This window comes from Bacteroides acidifaciens (assembly GCF_903181435.1).
Taxonomy (GTDB): Bacteria; Bacteroidota; Bacteroidia; order Bacteroidales; family Bacteroidaceae; genus Bacteroides.
Map to the genome: position 1 here is coordinate 305,273 of NZ_CAEUHO010000001.1, position 18,982 is coordinate 324,254.

Here is an 18,982-nt window from a genome sequence, read left to right on the forward strand (position 1 = left end):
ATCAGTAATAAGAAGGCTGATTCTTAATATTGGAAATGAATAAAATATATTCATAACCGTGCAGCATTGAATAAATGAAAGAAGAGCGGTGAATGATAAGGAAACCTCCCGTTCATCCACCGCTCTTTATCTTATAATACTGATATAAGCTGAACTCCTGAAAATAAAAAGATTAGATTGAAAGCTCTTTCAATACAGTGACAAGATCTCTCTTGATTGGTTTGTCATTCTTAATAGCCTTGCTGAACGGTACGTAAACGATTTCATCATGTTCGATTCCGATCATTACGTTACGTTGATCTTCCATAATAGCATCAATAGCAGCAGCACCGAGGCGGCTTGCCAGGATACGGTCGTGGGCAGTCGGGCTGCCACCACGTTGTAAGTGACCTAAGATCGTCACACGTACATCATATTGCGGGTATTCGTTTTTGACACGTTCTGCATAATGCATGGCGCCACCGGTCAGTTCACTTTCGGCTACCAATACGATACTGCTATTCTTTGATTTGCGGAATCCGTTCTTGATAAACTCTTCCAGTTGGTCGACTTCCGTACTGAACTCAGGAATAATAGCAGCTTCGGCTCCTGAAGCAATGGCTCCGTTCAGCGCAAGAAAACCTGCGTCACGTCCCATCACTTCCACAAAGAACAAACGCTCGTGCGAAGTGGCTGTGTCGCGAATCTTATCTACTGCATCCAAAATAGTATTCAGCGCTGTGTCGTAACCAATAGTCGTATCTGTGCCGTAAAGGTCATTGTCAATCGTTCCTGGTAGTCCGATACACGGAACGTCAAATTCCTGCGCGAAGATGCGGGCACCTGTCAGCGAACCGTCACCACCGATGATAACCAAGGCGTCGATGCCTTCTTTCTTCATATTATCGTAAGCCAGTTGGCGTCCTTCAGGAGTGGTGAACTCCTTGCAACGGGCTGTTTTCAAAATTGTTCCACCTAGTTGGATGATGTTACTTACGTTCTGGCTTTTGAATTCTTTGATTTCGCCTGTCACTAAGCCTTTGTATCCTCTATATATACCTTTAACTTGTAGTCCGTTATAGATAGCCGCACGTGTCACTGCACGTATAGCTGCGTTCATTCCCGGCGCATCACCGCCGGAAGTCAAAATTCCGATACACTTTACTGTTCCCATAACACAATCTTTTCATTAATTAGTTTGATGTGGCAAATGTACAATAAAAAGTTGAAAGCAATGTTTATGAAGTTTTTTTTCGCATGACGAAACCATTAAAAATGTTCAAATATCCGTTCTTTGCTTTCTTTTTATTCTTATCTGTTGCTTTTCATTTTTATCTATAACTTTGCTGTTATTCTTTATTTATAAGTGCCCGAATGTGGTTGTATATCTTTTCCATCAGCCATTTAGGAGTTGAAGTAGCTCCACATACCCCAATCGACTGTACGTTTTGGAGTAAAGAAACGTCTATTTCCCTTTCGTTGTCTATCAAATGTGAATTAGGATTCACTTTCAGACACTCTTCAAACAGCATCTTTCCGTTCGAGCTTTTTTTTCCGCTCACGAAAAATATCAAATCATGTGTAGCTGCAAACTCTCTGAGCTTGGGCATGCGGTTGGCAACTTGGCGGCAAATCGTGTCGTAATACTCGAAAGTCGCGTCCTGTGAGATATGTTTTTTGATATATCCTACAATTTCCTGAAATTCGTCGAGCGACTTGGTTGTCTGCGAGAAAAGCCGGATGTTCTTGCTTAAGTCCAGTTTCTTCGCTTCCTCGGCTTTTTCGATGACAATCGCTTTTCCGTCTGTCTGTCCCACCAGTCCCAACACTTCTGCGTGACCGGTTTTGCCGTATATGACAATTTGCTTTTCTTGCTTCCCATCTTGTAGGAATTCCTGCTTGATACGCTTCTGCAAACGCAGCACTACCGGGCAGGTAGCATCTATTATCTCTATATTATTTTCGTGGGCAATCATGTAAGTTTCCGGTGGTTCTCCGTGTGCCCTGAGCAGAACCTTGACATTCCGCAACTGCTTGAACTCTTCGCGGTTGATGGTAATCAATCCCATCGTTTTCAGCCTGTCCACTTCCCGGCTATTGTGTACTATATCTCCAAGACAATAAAGCGTTTCTCCTTTTGCCAACTCTTCTTCCGCTTTGTGAATGGCAGTCACTACTCCAAAACAGAAACCTGAATCCTCATCTATCTCTACTTTAATCATATAGAAAACTACTTATATATTGAATAGTATCACTTATACTATAAAAATATCACTTGTATTATAAGGGTATCACTCGTATTATAAAGAATATGCCTCAAGCAATGAAGAAAGACTATTTGCTGACCTTATTAAAATTCTCGAACAACCATTCTTTCTGCTGCTCGATTGTCAAATTCGTATTGTCCAGTAAGATAGCATCTTCGGCTTTGCGCAGTGGGCTTACTTCCCGGTTTTGGTCAATGTAATCCCGTTGCTTCACGTTCTCCAATATTTCGTCGAAACTAGCTTCCTGTCCTTTCGCTTTCAGTTCGTCATAACGGCGCTGTGCACGGATTTCCGGTGTGGCAGTTACAAATATTTTCAATTCTGCATCCGGGAAAACGGTAGTCCCGATGTCTCTGCCGTCCATCACTATTCCCTTTTCTTTTCCCATCGCCTGCTGTTGGGCTACCATTGCTTCGCGTACAAAGTCGAGCGCGCTGATAGGGCTGACTTTGGACGAAACTTCCATCGTGCGGATTTTGCTTTCCACATTCACATCGTTGAGGTAGGTGTCCGGGCGTCCCGTTTCCGGATTCAAACGGAAAGAAATATGAATGTTCTTGATTTCATTTCTCAGTTTTCCCACGTCGATAACGTCACCGTCGAAAATTCCGTTCTCTATACTATATAAAGTGACCGCGCGATACATGGCTCCGCTGTCAATGTAAATGTACCCCACTTCACGGGCAAGATCCTTGGCCATAGTGCTTTTTCCGCAAGAGGAAAAACCGTCGACTGCTATTACTATCTTTTTCATATTCAGTTCATCTAATTTGTCCGCCAAAGATACGTTTATTTTGAAAACAGACCGAACGATCGGTATAAAAAAGAGTGAAGTAACTACGAAAGAATTAAAAAAGTTAAAAAGCCGGATAAAAAGACAGGAAGAGACGGATGGTTAACTGAAAATGTACTATATTTGCCCAAAGACACATAGGAAGACACTTTTTTTTATTAATCATTATATTAATTATTTTTATGGAAGTTAAAAAATCACCCAAAGCAGACCTGGAAGGCAAGAAGTCTACATGGTTGCTCGTTGGTTACGTGGTAGTGCTAGCTTTCATGTTCGTGGCGTTCGAATGGACCCAGCGTGACGTGAAGATTGATACAAGCCAGGCTGTAGCTGATGTCGTGTTTGAAGAGGAAATTATTCCTATTACCGAAACCCCTGAACAAGCAGCTCCACCACCACCCGAAGCCCCGAAAGTGGCCGAATTGTTGGAGATTGTCGATGATAAAGCCGAGATTGATGAAACAACAACCATTATCAATGAAGATAATGCCGCTCCTGTAGAGGTAAAATACGTGCCGGTACAGGTTGTTGAAGAAGAGCCGGAAGAACAAACCATTTTTGAAGTTGTAGAAAACATGCCGGAGTTCCAGGGCGGACAGGCAGCTTTGATGCAGTATCTGGCTAAGAATATCAAATATCCTACTATCGCACAGGAAAACGGAACTCAAGGACGTGTTATCGTACAGTTCGTTGTTAACAAAGACGGTAGTATTGTAGATGCAAAAGTTGTACGTAGTGTTGACCCGTATCTGGACAAAGAAGCTCTCCGTGTGATAAACACCATGCCGAAGTGGAAACCAGGTATGCAGCGTGGTAAACCGGTACGTGTTAAATTTACAGTTCCTGTGATGTTCAGACTGCAGTAATTTGTAACTCAATAATTAAAGAGGCTGCTTACGGCAGCCTCTTTTTTCATTCATTAATATTTTCATCCATCATGTTCACAGCTTCTCAACTACTTGATAAAATAAACAATCATATTTCTGAAATACAGTTTACTCGGACACCGAAAGGGCTCTATGAACCGATTGAATACATTCTTTCTTTAGGGGGGAAGCGGATACGTCCTGTATTAATGTTGATGGCGTATAACTTGTATCGTGAGGATGTAGCATCTGTCTACGATCCTGCCATAGCTATCGAAGTTTATCACAACCACACATTGCTGCATGATGATTTGATGGACCGTTCGGATATGCGCAGGGGGAAGCCCACCGTACACAAGGTCTGGAACGATAACACTGCCGTGCTTTCAGGAGATGCTATGCTGATTTTGGCGATTCGCTACATGACAGCTTGTCCGACGGAGCATTTGAAAGAAGTGATGGAACTGTTCAACCTGACTACACTTGAAATTTGTGAAGGACAGCAGTTGGATATGGAATTTGAATCCCGCTGTGATGTCACCGAGGATGAATATATCGAAATGATTCGCCTGAAAACAGCTGTGTTGCTGGCAGGCAGTCTCAAAATCGGTGCTATTCTGGCAGGAGCGACTGCCAAAGATGCCGACAATCTGTATAATTTCGGAATGCATATAGGAGTCGCATTCCAGTTGCAAGATGATTTGTTGGACGTTTATGGTGATTCGGAAGTGTTCGGTAAGAAAATAGGCGGCGATATTCTTTGTAACAAAAAAACATATATGCTTATCAAGGCACTGGATCGTGCGGACGAAAAGCAAAGAGAAGAACTGGACCGTTGGCTGAATGCTGAAACCTGTCAGCCTGCTGAGAAAATAGCGGCAGTGACGGAACTGTATAATCAACTGAATATTCGTAATGTCTGCGAAAACAAGATGCGCGAATATTATACACTCGCCATGGAAAGCCTTTCGGCGGTAGCTGTGCCAGAGGACAGAAAAAAAGAACTGAAAAACTTGGTAAAATTACTGATGTATCGTGAAATGTAACTAAGTTCTTGAAATATGCCATACAGACGACTACCAAATACAGACCAGGCAAGGGTTCGGGCGTTGAAAACAGCGGTCGAAAAAGGAGAACTGTATAATGTACGCGACCTGGCAATTACACTAAAGACATTGTTTGAAGCGCGCAATTTCCTGCAAAGGTTCGAAGCGGCGCAAATTTATTATACGCAATGCTATGATAACCAGTCGCGAGCGAGCCGAAAACATCAGTCGAATGTGAAAACCGCCAGGCTGTATATCTCTCATTTTATCCAAGTGCTCAATCTGGCTGTGCTTCGTGATGAAATAAAAGTAGCACATAAAGATTTGTATGGTCTGCCCAATACGAACACTGTGCCGGATTTGCTGAGCGAAGCGGCGTTGGTGGAGTGGGGAAAGAAAATCATTGAAGGTGAGCAACGGCGGACGTCCCAAGGTGGCATACCTATTTATAATCCTACTATTGCCCGCGTGAAAGTGCATTATGATATCTTTCTTGACAGTTACGAACGCCAGAAGAATTATCAGGCACTGACCGGCCGGAGTCTTGACGAACTGGCTTCCATGCGCGATCGTGCCGACGAATTGATATTGGATATTTGGAATCAGGTTGAAGCTAAATATCAGGACGTTACTCCCAATGAAGTTCGACTGGAAAAATGCCGTGATTACGGTTTGATATATTATTACCGTTCCAGTGAAAAAGTAAAAGAAGAAAATAAAATATCATGCTTATAGATACTCACTCTCATCTTTTTTTAGAAGAATTTTCGGAAGATTTGCCACAAGTGATGGAGCGTGCACGCGAAGCTGGCGTTTCGTCTATCTTTATGCCGAATATAGATAGTACGACGATTGAACCGATGCTGTCTGTATGTGCTGATTATCCGGGTTTTTGCTATCCGATGATCGGAGTGCATCCCACCTCGGTCAATGAAACATATGAACAGGAATTGGCAGTTGTGCAGGAGCAGTTGGCTGGCTTCAATCAGTACGTCGCTATCGGTGAAATTGGCCTTGACCTTTATTGGGACAAGACCTTCTTGAAGGAACAACTGCTGGTCTTTGAAAAGCAGATTGAATGGGCGCTCGAATATCGGTTGCCGATTGTCATTCATTCAAGAGATGCTTTTGAGTATATATATAAGGTAATGGAACCCTATAAAAATACTTCGCTCACCGGTATTTTTCATAGTTTCACCGGTACGCCCGAAGAAGCTTCAAAGTTGCTGGAATTTGAAGGATTCATGCTAGGCATTAATGGAGTAGTCACCTTTAAAAAATCAACTCTGCCGGAGACATTGCTGACAGTTCCTTTGGAACGTATCGTGCTCGAAACAGACTCTCCGTATTTAACTCCGGTTCCGAACCGTGGTAAGCGGAATGAAAGTGCGAATGTGAAGGACACCCTCGCAAAAGTGGCGGAAATTTATCGGATGCCCTCTGAATATGTGTCTCAGGTCACTTCGGAAAATGCACTAAAAGTGTTTGGAATCCGCAAATAAGGTTCGAAAGGTTTTAAATTATATTAATTTGCAGTATTTATTCAAGATAAAAAAGGGATAATGCTTCAAGAAAAGAAAAAAAAGGATACATTTGTAGCTGAAAATGCGGAAAACTTATAAGGAGAGATGCTCGAGTGGTTGAAGAGGCACGCCTGGAAAGCGTGTATACGCCTAAAGCGTATCCGGGGTTCGAATCCCCGTCTCTCCGCAGAATTGAAAACGGAACGAGAAGTAAAAACAATAATAATAATCAATTAATTAATCTTAAAAATTAGACACACAATGAAAAAGTTATTCGCAATTGTTGCTGTGATTGGTGCCTTTACATTTGGCTCTATTCAACTTGCTCAGGCTCAAGAAGCTCCTGCAGCAGAACAAACTGAACAACAAGCTGTTGCTCCTGCTGCTGAGACTACCGCTGCTGCTCCTGTTGCAGAAGAAGGTGGTATTCACAAAGAACTGAAAGTTAAATTCATTGAAGGTACTGCATCTTTCATGAGTTTGGTAGCTGTCGCTTTGGTGATCGGTTTGGCTTTCTGTATCGAACGTATCATCTATTTGAGTTTGGCTGAAATCAACACAAAGAAATTCATGGCATCTATCGAAGCTGCTTTGGAAAAAGGTGATGTTGAAGCTGCTAAAGACATTGCTCGTAACACGAGAGGTCCGATTGCTTCTATCTACTACCAAGGTTTGATGAGAATTGACCAGGGTATCGATGTTGTTGAAAAATCAGTTGTATCCTACGGTGGTGTACAGGCTGGTTACCTTGAAAAAGGATGTTCTTGGATCACACTGTTTATCGCAATGGCTCCGTCACTCGGATTCTTGGGTACTGTAATTGGTATGGTGCAGGCGTTCGACAAAATCCAACAGGTAGGTGATATCTCTCCGACGGTTGTTGCTGGTGGTATGAAAGTTGCCTTGATTACAACTATCTTCGGTTTGATCGTTGCTTTGATCCTTCAGGTGTTCTATAACTACGTACTTGCTAAGATTGAAGCTCTTACAAGCGAAATGGAAGATTCTTCTATCTCTTTGCTTGACATGGTAATCAAATATGATCTGAAATACAAAAAATAATTCGAAATGAGTAAGTTAACATATAGAATATCGTATTATGCTTTGTATGCGATGTTTGCTGTCATCCTCATTGTGCTGGGACTTTTCTATCTCGGTGGTGATGCTCAGGGTGCGGATGTTGTTGTAGGAGTAGATCCTGAAATGTGGCAACCGGCACATACTAATACTTTGCTATTGCTTATTTATGTATTGTTTGGTTTGGCTGTTGCTGCTACTGTTATTGCTGCCATATTCCAATTTGGCGCAGCTTTGAAAGATAATCCGGCAAATGCAATTAAGTCTTTACTTGGTTTGGTGCTTTTGGTTGTTGTTTTAGTTGTAGCTTGGTCTATGGGTGACGGTACACCGATGCAAATTCCGGGTTATAGCGGTACGGACAACGTTCCTTTCTGGCTGAAACTGACTGATATGTTCCTTTATTCTATTTACATCTTGTTGTTTGTGACAGTTGTTGCAATCATCGCAAGTGGTATAAAGAAAAAATTATCGTAATCAATTGAGGATACTCAATTAAATAAGTAATTACAATGGCAAAAGGAAAAAGAAAAGTTCCTGATATTAACTCAAGTTCTACGGCAGATATCGCTTTCTTGTTGCTGATCTTCTTCTTGATTACGACATCAATGGATACGGACCGTGGTTTGGCAAGACTTTTGCCACCACCGCCCGAAGATGAAAGAAAAGATGATGCTGATAAAATCAAAGAACGTAACATTTTGCAGGTATATCTGAATAAAGATGACGCTTTGATGTGCGGTAATGATTATATCGGTGTTGATCAGTTGAGGGATAAGGCTAAAGAATTTATTGCTAATGTTAATAATGCAGAGAATATGCCTGAAAAAACACAGAAGAATGTGGAATTTTTTGGTACAACTCTTGTTAGTGACAAGCATGTAGTTTCTTTGCAGAATGACCGTGGCTCTTCTTATCAGGCATATATTAGTGTGCAGAACGAGTTGGTTGCTGCATACAATGAATTGAGAGATGAACTAGCTACAGAAAAGTTCGGAGTGAAATATGCGGAGTTGACTGATGAACAGCAGAAAGCTGTCCGTGAAATCTATCCGCAACGAATTTCTGAGGCAGAACCTAAAAAATACGGAGAAAAAAAGAAGTAAGTAATGGGAAAATTTAATAAGACTGGTAAACGTGAAATGCCGGCATTGAATACTTCTTCGTTGCCTGACCTTATCTTTACATTGTTGTTCTTCTTTATGATTGTAACAACAATGCGTGAGGTAACATTAAAGGTGCAGTTTACACTTCCGCAAGGTACTGAACTCGAAAAACTGGAGAAGAAATCACTGGTGACATTCATTTATGTAGGTGAACCTACTCAGGAATATCGCGCGAAAATGGGTACTGAAAGTCGTATTCAGCTTAATGACAGCTATGCTGAAGTTGGTGAAGTACAAGACTTCATTTTCCAGGAGCGTGCTAGTATGAGTGAGGGAGATGCAGCGAAAATGACTGTTTCTCTGAAGGTTGACCAAAAGACTAAGATGGGTATTGTTACTGACGTAAAAAATGCTCTTAGAAAATCTTACGCTTTGAAGATTAACTATTCTGCTACTAAACGTGGTGAAAAATAATTAGTTAATTCAACTATATGAAAGAAAGGGCTTCCAAATGATTTTGGAAGCCCTTTCTTTATTTGGTTAATCTTTTATTTGTAATCTTCATTTTATCAGTCTTCTATTCTTTGGTTAAGTTGTAGAATTGTGATTGTATATAGCCACTTTATGTGATTACTGATATGCTTACCTTTTATTCTTTTACCCCGTAAACGACTGTATGAAGTTTACGCTTTATTTCTTCATAATCTTTTTCTGGCTCGAGATTGCCATGTACCATTAAGTACATAGGCAGGAAGTCATCCCCCGGCTTATAAGGCGGCTGATAATAGTCTTTCTCCCACAAGACGAAACCTTGGCGCTGGTAGAATCCGATGCGGCGTTTTGCCATGTCTTCTATTGGGCGTTCAACTTCGAGAACAATGGGCTGTTTCAAGTAGTTGCATAGGTATTCGAGAGTACGTTTCCCGTATCCGCCATTTCGTAGAGCGGGATTGGTGGCGAAGTGCTCTACATAGTAGAAACTGTCGAAGTCCCAGTAGGTGATAAAGCCGATAGGCAGGTCATCATCAAAGATGATGTTATTGTGAAAGTTGCCCACGCGGTCGGTGTATTCGCGCAGTTGGTTCAACTCGCGGTATTCTTCTGGTGGAAATGCATCTATAAGCAGTTCTTCCATAAACTTGTAATGTTGGAAATCCGATGTGTTAATCGGTTGAAATCTAATCATGCGGTTTGGGTTTTAAGTTTATATTAAATATAATCTAATCATTAAGGAATATAAAATTCGATTACCCGGCGGATGGCGCGTTGGCAAACCGGACAAAATTCAGGGTATCCGTTTGTTTTCATACGGCAATCATAAGCGGGGCGATAAATACCTTTGGCAGAATAACCAGCCCCTTCATAGACACCTACCGGATATTTTTTCTTTTCAGCAACAGGAGTTGGTATTGGCGTGTCGGAAGGGAGTATATTCTCCCATTTGGATGCAAAGTCCACTCGTGTTGAGATGTTTTGTTCCCACGGTTCAATATCCAGCGGATAAGTATCTGTCATTATATCGTCCTCATAGAAATATTCGTCAGCCAGTCCGGCGAAGCTGTGTCCGAATTCGTGGACTACTACCGGTTTGAACATCGGATGATGGGCGGTAGTCAGCGTGTAGGAGTTGTAGATTCCACCGCCACCATATACGTCGGTATTGGCAAGAATAATAATATGTTCGTAAGGAATACCCGCCAAGGCGTTATGGATGGCTTTCACCCGACTGGTAGTCAGATAACGTTCCGAGTAGAAAGTATCGAAATGTGAGTGGACGGCTGTTTGTTTCCACAGGTTCTCGCGGGGGACACTGACACCGCTGTCCGTAGACGGACTAGCGACGGCAACGATATTGAACTTATCCTTCATGGAACGGAATGGTTCGTGTGAGAACAAGCTTTCACAGGCAATTTGCGCATCCTGGTAAAATAAATCCATTTCCTTTTCAGTGTACCCTTCGGCAAGGATAGCGACATCGATACAATCTTTCTCATTACCGTTTTGGAGCATATAACGGTGTGGAGTGACATGTGACACGCCACGTTTATGAATCAGAATATCGTCGGGGTGGACAATATGCTTGTAGTTCGCTATAACTTCTCTGCGTGGAGAATACAGAGTTACTTCCACTTCAACCGGTTGCTTGGGGGATGGGAGAAGAAATGTGTTCTCGAATCCCTTTGCTGTTTCTTTAGCTTCGTCCGTGGTCAGCCACTCTTGAAACAGGGAAGAGAAGGAAGTCTTATAAATACACTGTTTGGTAGCGAGGTCTTTCACGATGATTTGTCCATTGCCTTCCAGTGGAAGTTCGGACAAATGATGCTGGCGACCCGCCCAAGAAGGGAGCTGTGACAGTTCGTCCAGATAGATAGCCTGTTGCTTGGCATCTCCGGTAAAGATATAGTCCACTCGCAATGTCTTGTTTTGAAAATAATCGGCAAAGTTCTGTGCGTGAGCTTCTACGACAGTGAAGAAGAATAGAACAATACAGCAAATTTGTTTCATATAAATGGTATATTTATGTTTTTTACAAAGATACAAACTATTATTGATTTGTCTGCTTCCTACAAATAAAAGTAATAGATTATAGTATTTGTTGCCGGAAAATCGCTAACTTTGCACAAAAGATTCACTGACAAAAACAATTTGATTTAAAAACATGGGACATCATCAATTAGATACTTTAGATGAGCAAATACTGAAGCTGATAGCAGGTAATGCCCGCATTCCTTTTCTGGAAGTGGCGAGAGCTTGCAATGTCTCCGGTGCTGCGATTCATCAGCGTATTCAGAAACTGACTAACTTGGGAATACTCAAAGGCTCGGAATATGTTATTGACCCCGAAAAAGTAGGATACGAAACTTGTGCTTATATCGGCATATACCTAAAAGACCCAGAATCTTTTGATTCGGTGACAAAAGCTTTGGAAGCTATCCCAGAAGTGGTGGAATGTCATTTCACTACCGGAAAATATGATATGTTTATCAAGATTTACGCCAAGAATAACCATCACTTGCTGAGTATCATTCACGATAAGTTGCAGCCATTGGGCTTGGCGCGTACGGAAACGCTAATCTCCTTCCACGAAGCCATTAAGCGGCAAATGCCTATAATGGTCGACGTAGAAGACGAAGATTAATCAATATTCGGGGCAGACGGAAAGAGAAAATAGACAAATTTTCTCACATAGTCTACAAATTATTTTTCACGTAGTCTATAATTGTTTTTTCACGTAGTCCACAAAAGCATAGGAGCAGAGATGTTTCTCATCTGCAGGATGAGCTTCTCTGCTTTTTTCTTGCCATATCTCCGGAGAGACTTCCGGAAAATAGACATCGGCTTCCGGAGCAGTACTGTCTATCTCAGTTAGGCAGAGTTCGTCCGCAAAAGGGAGCGCTTGACGATAAATGCTTGCACCGCCAATTATATATACATGTTCATCTTCCCGGCAGCTTTGCAGGGCAGCTTCGAGTGAAGGAAAAACTTCTGCGCCGGGACATTCGGTTGCCGGATTCGAGGATAATACCACGTTTCTGCGATTAGGTAACGCGCCTTTCGGAAGAGATTCGAAAGTTTTACGTCCCATTATAATCGTGTTTCCGGTAGTCAGCGACTTGAAACGCTTCAAGTCGTTGGGTAACCAAAAAAGAAGTTTATTCTGAAAGCCTATTGCCATACGCTGGTCTACAGCGGCGATGATTGATATTTTACTCATAGGGTTATACAGCTACTACTCCGGCAATATGCGGATGAGGGTCGTAATTAACTAATTCGAAATCTTCGAATTTGAAGTAGAAGATGTTTTTCACATCCGGGTTGATTTTCATTTGCGGCAACGGGCGGGGGGCGCGTGACAGTTGCAGTTTTACCTGTTCCAGATGGTTCAGATAGATGTGTGCATCGCCGAAAGTATGTACAAAGTCGCCGGCCTTCAATCCTGTCACTTGCGCCATCATTTGCAATAATAATGCGTAAGAAGCGATGTTGAAAGGCACACCGAGGAAAATGTCCGCACTGCGTTGGTAAAGTTGCAGGCTCAACCGTCCGTCTGCTACATAAAACTGGAAGAACGCATGGCAGGGTGGGAGATTCATATTGTTCAAGTCGGCCACGTTCCAAGCACTTACGATAATGCGGCGTGAATCCGGGTTATGCTTGAGCGTTTCCACCACTTCGCTGATTTGGTCGATGAATCCGCCATTGTAGTCAGGCCATGAACGCCACTGGTAACCGTAGACGTGTCCCAAGTCACCGTTCTCGTCCGCCCATTCGTTCCAGATACGTACTCCATGTTCTTGCAGATATTTTACGTTGGTGTCCCCCTGTAGGAACCAAAGCAGCTCGTATATGATTGATTTCAGATGCAGTTTCTTCGTTGTCAGACAAGGGAAACCGTCTTCGAGATTAAAACGCATTTGATGACCGAAAACGCTGATGGTTCCCGTTCCGGTGCGGTCACTTTTTTTCGTGCCTTCGGTAAGTACACGATTAAGCAAATCCAGGTATTGTTTCATAATGAATAAATTACATAATCTGTGGTGAAAATCATTCTCCGTACAAAATTACAAAAATGGGGTGAATAAATTCGCAAACCAGCCGACGAACTTTTTCCAAGGCGAACGCTTTTTCCAAAATTCGGGTGTCAGTTGGGTACAGTGTTCGATGTCGTTGTAAAACATTGTATTTAGTTCGGCAGTTGTTTTCTTGTCGAAGATGAAAGCATTCGTCTCGTAATCGTATCGTAGGCTTCGGCTGTTCAAGTTGGCAGTACCGACCGTGCAGAACAGGTCATCCACCATCATAATTTTCGAATGATGGAAGCCACCGTTGTACATATAGACGGTAGCTCCTCTTTTCATCAGCTTATGAAGTTTGTAAAGCGCAGCATCCGGCGTAAACGGAATGTCGGATGCGGAAGAAACCATGATTGTCACATCCACTCCCCGGTCGATGGAGCGGTTCAACGCTTTCTTGATGGAAGAAGTCGGCACGAAATAAGGGTTGACGATGTGCACGTTCTTCTGTGCCGAATAGATGCTCATTGCATACGCATGACTCAGCATACGACTATTTTTCTTTGGAGTGCGGTCAACGATGGCAACCATGATATTGGTACTGTCCGTCCGTCCCTCATGCTGCGGTAAATAGGCTTCTCCACCTATATTCTGTTTAGTCTCCTTATTCCAAATCGTGAGGAAAATTTCTTGCAAGTCATTGACCGCATCCCCCTCGATGCGCATATGCATATCCCGCCACGTTCCGATTTTGGGTAAGCCGTTGATGTAGTAATCGGCGATATTCATCCCCCCTGTATAAGCCACTTTTCCGTCGATAACGGCAATTTTCCGGTGGTCGCGGTGGGCGGCATGGTTGATGTAAGGGAAGGTAAATGGGTCGAACTTGACAATCTCGATACCCCTTTCGCGTATTTTCTTGAGATGCCTCTTTTTGAGCGGTTTATTGTTCGACCAGTTGCCGAAAGCATCAAACATAGCCCGTACTTCGACACCTTCCTTCACTTTCTCTGCCAACAAGTCGAATAAGGCATTGGCTATGGAGTCGTTGCGAAAGTTGAAATATTCCAAATGCACATGGTGTTTGGCTTCGCGTATGGCTTCAAATAAATCGATAAACTTTTCCCGTCCGCTTTTCAGCAGTTTCACTTTATTGTTATCGGAGATAGGAATTCCTGATTCTTTCAGGAAATTCAGTACAAGAGAATCACTTGTTAATCCGATTGAGTCTCTGGATTGTGTCATCAAACTGTCGATAACATCCGCTTGGGCGCGCACTAAAGACAGGAACAGAAATAAAATAAATATATGTAGTTTCAAAACTCTTCTCTCTATTTTAGTTTACATGTCAACAAAGATACAACATCTAAGTTTGGGGCTGCCCGGAAGAAAGGGTAAATTTACCATTGTTTAACAGACCGGCCGGCTAATGAAGAACTAATGAAGACTTCTTAGTCTGAAGAATAAAAAAAGCCCGGAGATACACAGAAGTTCTCCGGGCTTGTAATTATATATCCTTCAGATAGGCGTTTACGCCAAAGAAGCTACTTTCCGTGTTGCCATGAATAGCAGAACAACCGTAGCGATAATTATTGATTTCGGGTCAAGGCTTGTGGCACCATGGTTAACCATATCGATGAACACTTCCCTTATTGTTTCCCAAGCAGCCTCGAAACCGCCCAGCCAAAAGAAAAGCACGGCTGCCACCGCCATCACGAAAGCATTCCAGATACGCGCCAGCCGACGGCTGCGGTCGGGCAAGTGGCGCATGACACGGCGACTGAATCCGTTGTCCGCTATTTCCTGCTTGTTTTCCGCAAAGAAATCCCGCAAGAACTTATCATAGTCTACTTCTGTCATAACCGTTTTGTTTTAAATACATTGCTAATTTATCTTTCCCACGCGACAGATGGCTTTTCACCGTTCCTGCCGGTATTCCTACTATACCCGCAATCTTGTCGATACTTACATCTTCCATGTAGAACAACGTGATGCAGGTTCTTTCCACTTCTTTGAGCGTCTTGAGTGACTGGTAGACGTCCATTTTCTGACCTACATTCTCCTGTTCGGTACTGTTGATGGCGTCTATTTCTCTTGTATCCAACTCAGCCGTCTCTTTCCGGCTGCGAATATAATCATAAAAAACATTATAAGCAATACGGTACAGCCACGTAGAGAAACTGGATAAGTTTCGGAAAGAGGCGATGTTCGTGTATGCCTTGATAAATGTATCTTGTGCCAGGTCGTCACTCAATTCGCTGTCGCCGCAAGTCAGGTTCAGGAAAAAGCGCCGGACAGGCGACTGGTATTTTCCCACCAACTGGTCGAAGGCCTTGGTGTTTTTGAACACCACGACCTGTGCGACTAGCGATATATCGTTGAGTTGACTCATCTTTCTTTTTCGTTCTTGTCTTTGTTAGGCTCACTTGTAACCTATAATCCATTGTCCGATGCCCATAAAAGCCACTAACAAGCCGATGGTACCAATTCCAAACTCGCCCGTGATAGCCCAAAGGAAGACGAAAAGCCCTATGCCGGTAAATGTATTTTTTATACCTAGTGAGCGTTGGTCGACGGGTTTGTTTTCGCGGATAAAATCTGCTGGTAACGGCTGCCCGGCGGCAAGTGCCTGTTCCGCAAGGCGGTAGCGTGCCTTCCGGTTTTTGTAGCGGAAGAAGAATATGACAAACAGAATAAATACTGGCAATCCGAATACGGCAACTATGGCGACAATAGCTACTAAAATACCACCACCGATAGTATTTTCAATTTTGTTGAATGGAAAATCATCGCTATCCGTATCTATGCTAAAACTGGCGCTACCATGACTAACACTATTTGAATCATCATCTATCTCGGCCGAATCAGCATCCGCAGTATCCACGCCAATCACTGTCACGGCAGTATTGTTCGTATTCGCTTTGCTACCTTTCTTTACACTAACTTTTACGTTTCCAACGGAGTCACGTTTAATAGTCGTATTATTTTGGGCGATAGCCAATGTGCAAGTGGTCAGTATGACCATCAAGGCAAGTAGAAAATTTTTCATATAAATAGTTCTTTAATTTGTTTCTTTGTTTGTTAGACGTAGTTAATATCCAAGAAAGTTGCAAAGAGACGAAATATTTTTGATATTTGCGCAAATTATTAGACGAAAATGGATTTACCCGCTTCTTTCACAGCTTACACCCGCTCTTTATTGGGCGACGAAGAATACGATAAACTGGCTGCCGCCATCCAACAGGAACCGCCTGTCAGCATAAGGTTGAATAAGTTGAGAATGGACTCTCCACTTCTCCCAGTTCCTTGGGCATCCGAGGGCTTTTATCTTGATGAGCGTCTTACTTTTACGTTCGACCCGTTGTTCCATGCGGGGTGCTATTATGTTCAGGAAGCCTCTTCTATGTTTGTGGAGCAGGTGCTCCGGCAATACGTTACAGATCCGGTGGTGATGCTAGACCTTTGCGCTGCCCCCGGTGGGAAATCGACTCATGCCCGTAGCGTGCTTCCTGAGGGAAGTCTGCTGGTTGCTAATGAAGTCATCCGAAACCGTTCGCAGATTTTGGCGGAGAACTTGACAAAGTGGGGACATCCGGATGTAGTCGTTACGAATAATGACCCTGCTGACTTTTCGTCCTTGCTGTCTTTCTTTGACGTGATTCTGACCGATGTGCCCTGTTCCGGTGAAGGAATGTTCCGCAAAGACCCGGTGGCTGTTGAAGAGTGGAGTCCGGAGAATGTGGAAATATGCTGGCAACGGCAGCGGAGAATTATCGCAGATATTTGGCCTAGCTTGAAGCCGGGTGGAATCCTTATATATAGTACGTGCACCTATAATACAAAAGAAGATGAAGAAAACGTCCATTGGATTCAGCAGGAATTCGGAGCCGAACCGTTAGCTTTGGAAATCCGGGAAGACTGGAATATCACAGGAAATCTTCTATATAAAGAGTCTGATAACTCTAAAGCAGTTGGAAATTCTGAACAAAAGGCTCCTGTCTACCATTTCTTCCCGCACAAAACCAAAGGTGAAGGTTTCTTTCTTGCCGCCCTTCGCAAACCGGAGACAGAAGAAGATACCATGCCCGCTTTTTCTTCTTCAAAAAACAAGGCAGCCAAGAAAAAGGATAAGAAAGGTGGGGCAACCCCTTCACCTGTCTCTAAAGAGCATCTGAATATAGCTAAGAATTGGCTGAATGAAGAGAAACTCCCCGGATATATAGTATCGGCAGAGGGAACAAAGATTCAAGCCTTTCCGCAGCAGTACGTTGACGAACTGGCAGCTATGAAGCAAAGCTTGAAAATCGTATCGGCGGGAGTTGGCATAGGAGAGGTGAAAGGGAAAGATTTAATTCCCGACCACGCTTTGGCGATGAGTTCCGTGCTATTGCGGCAGGGAGTTTTTGCGACCGAAGATATAACCTACGAACAAGCGATTGCCTATTTACGGAAAGAGGCCATTGCCTTGCCGGCAACAGCCCCTCGCGGTTATATTTTACTTACTTACCGGAATATCCCTCTCGGTTTCGTAAAGAATATCGGCAATCGTGCCAATAATCTTTATCCACAAGAGTGGCGTATCCGCAGTGGATATTTGCCGGATGAAATAAAGACATTATAGCTTACTTTTGTAAATCCGTGCCATCGCCTTTTGGTACTGATTTTCCAGTTGCAGAAAATTCTGGTAGCTTTGATAAATCACGGATACTTCGACAAAATATTCAATCATGCTGATTTGTCCGCCCGTCAACGCCTGTTTCAGCAATGCCAAGTCCTGTTGTGACTGGAACGTTTTGCTGTATTCTTCCATCGAAGCATACAGCGCTTTAGCCTCCCGATAAAGTTGTGCCAGTTCAGACTCTACCTGCAATGTGGCATTATCCTTTTGCAAGTCAATATTCAGCGCTTGTGCTTTGGCAATCTTTACCTTATTCCGGTTTTCGAAAATCGGGAAAGAAAAGCCGACCACTACACCGTTGAACGGTACTCCCGTCTCCGTATTCCGCCGATACCCCAACTCCAGCTTCGGCAGCCACTGAGACTTGTTGACAGCAATCTGTTTGCGGGCAACCAGACTCTCGTTGCCAAGTGCCATCAACGTGCGGTCTGCGGACATCACCTCAGATTTCAAAATCTGATAATCAGAGGGGAAAGGCACATCCGCGTACTGGTTCTCCTCGAAAACCACCGGAATATTTCCGTTCAACGTGTTCAGTTCCTGCAACTTATTGCGGAGTGCCGTCTCGTTCAGAGACGCTTCTGTTTTCACGTTCAGCAGTTCCAGGTTAATCTTGTTCGTCTCAAGCGCATTCGCGTCTCCCGTTTGCAGACGTTTGGCGTACATCTTGGCAAGCTCTTCCGCGTTACGCAGACGCTCTTCCAAGATATTTTTCTGCTGACGAAGCATGATAATGTCCAGGCAAATTTCTTTCGCCTGCAATAATTTCTCCTGGCGGAAAACATCAGCCTGACTGTCATAAGCTCCTGCCTTCAACCGGTTCAGCTTATTGCGCGTTGCATACAAACTGGGGAAATCGAAACTTTGTGAAACAACCAACTCGCCAATCGTTTCACTCTTATCTTTCGCGCCCCAAAGATGCGCGTAAGAAAGTGTGGGGTCGGGCAAGTTATTGTCCGTTCGTGACTCCAATTTTTGCGAAGTAATAAGTTGGGCGTTCGCCTGCAATTCCTTATTATTCGTTTCTATATTTTTTAATACCTGCTCTATGCTGCTCTGAGCCTGCACACCGCCCGTAAGGGCAAAGAGTGCAGTAGCAGCAAAAGAACCTATGATAATAATTCGTTTCATAC

The 18,982-nt window shown here is 43.3% G+C and carries 21 protein-coding genes, 1 tRNA gene and 1 pseudogene; 11 read left to right on the top strand and 12 right to left on the bottom strand.

All coding sequences use genetic code 11. The features are described 5' to 3' along the window. Positions 1-172: 172 nt before the first annotated feature. The 3 genes from pfkA to cmk all read right to left on the bottom strand — a co-directional run bounded on the left by pfkA (position 173) and on the right by cmk (position 3,000). On the bottom strand, positions 173-1,153 hold the full coding sequence (gene pfkA, locus CLIN57ABFB40_RS01215; protein ID WP_004297914.1) for a 6-phosphofructokinase: 981 nt from the start codon (positions 1,151-1,153) through the stop codon (positions 173-175). Positions 1,154-1,328: 175 nt separating this feature from the next. Beyond that, complete coding sequence (locus CLIN57ABFB40_RS01220) at positions 1,329-2,201, bottom strand: 4-hydroxy-3-methylbut-2-enyl diphosphate reductase (RefSeq protein WP_175628543.1); 873 nt, start codon at positions 2,199-2,201, stop codon at positions 1,329-1,331. 112 nt (positions 2,202-2,313) lie between these two features. Next, positions 2,314-3,000 carry a (d)CMP kinase gene (cmk, locus tag CLIN57ABFB40_RS01225; protein WP_175628544.1) on the bottom strand — a complete coding sequence of 229 codons (687 nt, stop codon included), beginning with the start codon at positions 2,998-3,000 and terminating at the stop codon, positions 2,314-2,316. Between the two features lie 221 nt (positions 3,001-3,221). On the opposite strand from cmk, the gene CLIN57ABFB40_RS01230 reads away from it, so the two are divergent. From CLIN57ABFB40_RS01230 to CLIN57ABFB40_RS01270, 9 genes are all read left to right on the top strand, one after another. Continuing rightward, positions 3,222-3,905, top strand: coding sequence for an energy transducer TonB (locus CLIN57ABFB40_RS01230; RefSeq protein ID WP_024986670.1), 684 nt, complete (start codon positions 3,222-3,224; stop codon positions 3,903-3,905). Positions 3,906-3,976: 71 nt separating this feature from the next. Next, the gene (locus CLIN57ABFB40_RS01235) at positions 3,977-4,951 is read left to right on the top strand and encodes a polyprenyl synthetase family protein (RefSeq protein WP_175628545.1); all 975 of its coding nucleotides are present in this window, start codon (positions 3,977-3,979) and stop codon (positions 4,949-4,951) included. A 15-nt stretch (positions 4,952-4,966) separates the two neighbouring features. Next, positions 4,967-5,686 (top strand): hypothetical protein, encoded by a 720-nt coding sequence (locus CLIN57ABFB40_RS01240; RefSeq protein ID WP_175628546.1) that lies wholly within the window; start codon positions 4,967-4,969, stop codon positions 5,684-5,686. After that, on the top strand, positions 5,677-6,453 hold the full coding sequence (locus CLIN57ABFB40_RS01245) for a TatD family hydrolase (RefSeq protein ID WP_175628547.1): 777 nt from the start codon (positions 5,677-5,679) through the stop codon (positions 6,451-6,453). Before CLIN57ABFB40_RS01240 ends, CLIN57ABFB40_RS01245 begins: the two co-directional genes overlap by 10 nt. 120 nt (positions 6,454-6,573) lie before the next feature. After that, positions 6,574-6,661 (top strand) — tRNA-Ser (locus tag CLIN57ABFB40_RS01250). Positions 6,662-6,735: 74 nt separating this feature from the next. After that, entirely contained in the window at positions 6,736-7,536 is an 801-nt protein-coding gene (locus CLIN57ABFB40_RS01255) for a MotA/TolQ/ExbB proton channel family protein (protein WP_175628548.1), read from the top strand. A 6-nt stretch (positions 7,537-7,542) separates the two neighbouring features. Next, positions 7,543-8,028, top strand: coding sequence for a hypothetical protein (locus tag CLIN57ABFB40_RS01260; protein WP_175628549.1), 486 nt, complete (start codon positions 7,543-7,545; stop codon positions 8,026-8,028). Between the two features lie 35 nt (positions 8,029-8,063). Beyond that, a complete protein-coding gene (locus CLIN57ABFB40_RS01265) occupies positions 8,064-8,657 on the top strand; it encodes an ExbD/TolR family protein (protein ID WP_175628550.1) in 594 nt (197 codons plus the stop codon). Positions 8,658-8,660: 3 nt separating this feature from the next. Continuing rightward, complete coding sequence (locus CLIN57ABFB40_RS01270; RefSeq protein WP_005678886.1) at positions 8,661-9,131, top strand: ExbD/TolR family protein; 471 nt, start codon at positions 8,661-8,663, stop codon at positions 9,129-9,131. 175 nt (positions 9,132-9,306) lie between these two features. Here the strand turns inward: CLIN57ABFB40_RS01270 and CLIN57ABFB40_RS01275 are convergent, their stop codons facing one another. Together CLIN57ABFB40_RS01275 and CLIN57ABFB40_RS01280 are read right to left on the bottom strand one after the other, a co-directional pair. Next, positions 9,307-9,843, bottom strand: a complete 537-nt coding sequence (locus tag CLIN57ABFB40_RS01275; RefSeq protein ID WP_175628551.1) for a GNAT family N-acetyltransferase — start codon at positions 9,841-9,843, stop codon at positions 9,307-9,309. 41 nt (positions 9,844-9,884) lie between these two features. Beyond that, on the bottom strand, positions 9,885-11,162 hold the full coding sequence (locus tag CLIN57ABFB40_RS01280; protein WP_175628552.1) for an IgA Peptidase M64: 1,278 nt from the start codon (positions 11,160-11,162) through the stop codon (positions 9,885-9,887). 154 nt (positions 11,163-11,316) lie between these two features. Between CLIN57ABFB40_RS01280 and CLIN57ABFB40_RS01285 the strand changes: the two genes are divergently transcribed. Further along, positions 11,317-11,796, top strand: coding sequence for an Lrp/AsnC family transcriptional regulator (locus tag CLIN57ABFB40_RS01285; protein WP_024986678.1), 480 nt, complete (start codon positions 11,317-11,319; stop codon positions 11,794-11,796). Between the two features lie 75 nt (positions 11,797-11,871). Here CLIN57ABFB40_RS01285 and CLIN57ABFB40_RS01290 read toward each other — a convergent pair whose 3' ends face one another. The 6 genes and pseudogenes from CLIN57ABFB40_RS01290 to CLIN57ABFB40_RS01315 form a co-directional block, all read right to left on the bottom strand. Further along, positions 11,872-12,372: a dihydrofolate reductase gene (locus CLIN57ABFB40_RS01290; RefSeq protein WP_121765346.1), complete on the bottom strand. Its 501-nt coding sequence runs from the start codon at positions 12,370-12,372 to the stop codon at positions 11,872-11,874. 4 nt (positions 12,373-12,376) lie between these two features. Then, positions 12,377-13,171, bottom strand: a complete 795-nt coding sequence (locus CLIN57ABFB40_RS01295) for a thymidylate synthase (RefSeq protein WP_175628553.1) — start codon at positions 13,169-13,171, stop codon at positions 12,377-12,379. Between the two features lie 48 nt (positions 13,172-13,219). Next, a complete protein-coding gene (cls, locus tag CLIN57ABFB40_RS01300; protein ID WP_175628554.1) occupies positions 13,220-14,491 on the bottom strand; it encodes a cardiolipin synthase in 1,272 nt (423 codons plus the stop codon). 210 nt (positions 14,492-14,701) lie between these two features. Next, a complete protein-coding gene (locus CLIN57ABFB40_RS01305) occupies positions 14,702-15,031 on the bottom strand; it encodes a DUF5056 domain-containing protein (RefSeq protein ID WP_175628555.1) in 330 nt (109 codons plus the stop codon). Next, entirely contained in the window at positions 15,012-15,563 is a 552-nt protein-coding gene (locus CLIN57ABFB40_RS01310; RefSeq protein WP_175628556.1) for an RNA polymerase sigma factor, read from the bottom strand. The genes CLIN57ABFB40_RS01305 and CLIN57ABFB40_RS01310 overlap by 20 nt, the downstream gene beginning before the upstream one ends. A 33-nt stretch (positions 15,564-15,596) precedes the next feature. Further along, positions 15,597-16,220 (bottom strand): annotated as a pseudogene (locus tag CLIN57ABFB40_RS01315) (DUF6249 domain-containing protein); the annotation flags it as partial. A gap of 108 nt (positions 16,221-16,328) precedes the next feature. Here CLIN57ABFB40_RS01315 and CLIN57ABFB40_RS01320 point away from each other — a divergent pair. Further along, entirely contained in the window at positions 16,329-17,792 is a 1,464-nt protein-coding gene (locus CLIN57ABFB40_RS01320) for a methyltransferase RsmF C-terminal domain-like protein (RefSeq protein WP_175628558.1), read from the top strand. On the opposite strand, the gene CLIN57ABFB40_RS01325 is transcribed toward CLIN57ABFB40_RS01320, so the two are convergent. Then, on the bottom strand, positions 17,787-18,980 hold the full coding sequence (locus tag CLIN57ABFB40_RS01325) for a TolC family protein (protein ID WP_175628559.1): 1,194 nt from the start codon (positions 18,978-18,980) through the stop codon (positions 17,787-17,789). The two genes, CLIN57ABFB40_RS01320 and CLIN57ABFB40_RS01325, sit on opposite strands and share 6 nt — an antisense overlap. Positions 18,981-18,982: the final 2 nt, after the last annotated feature.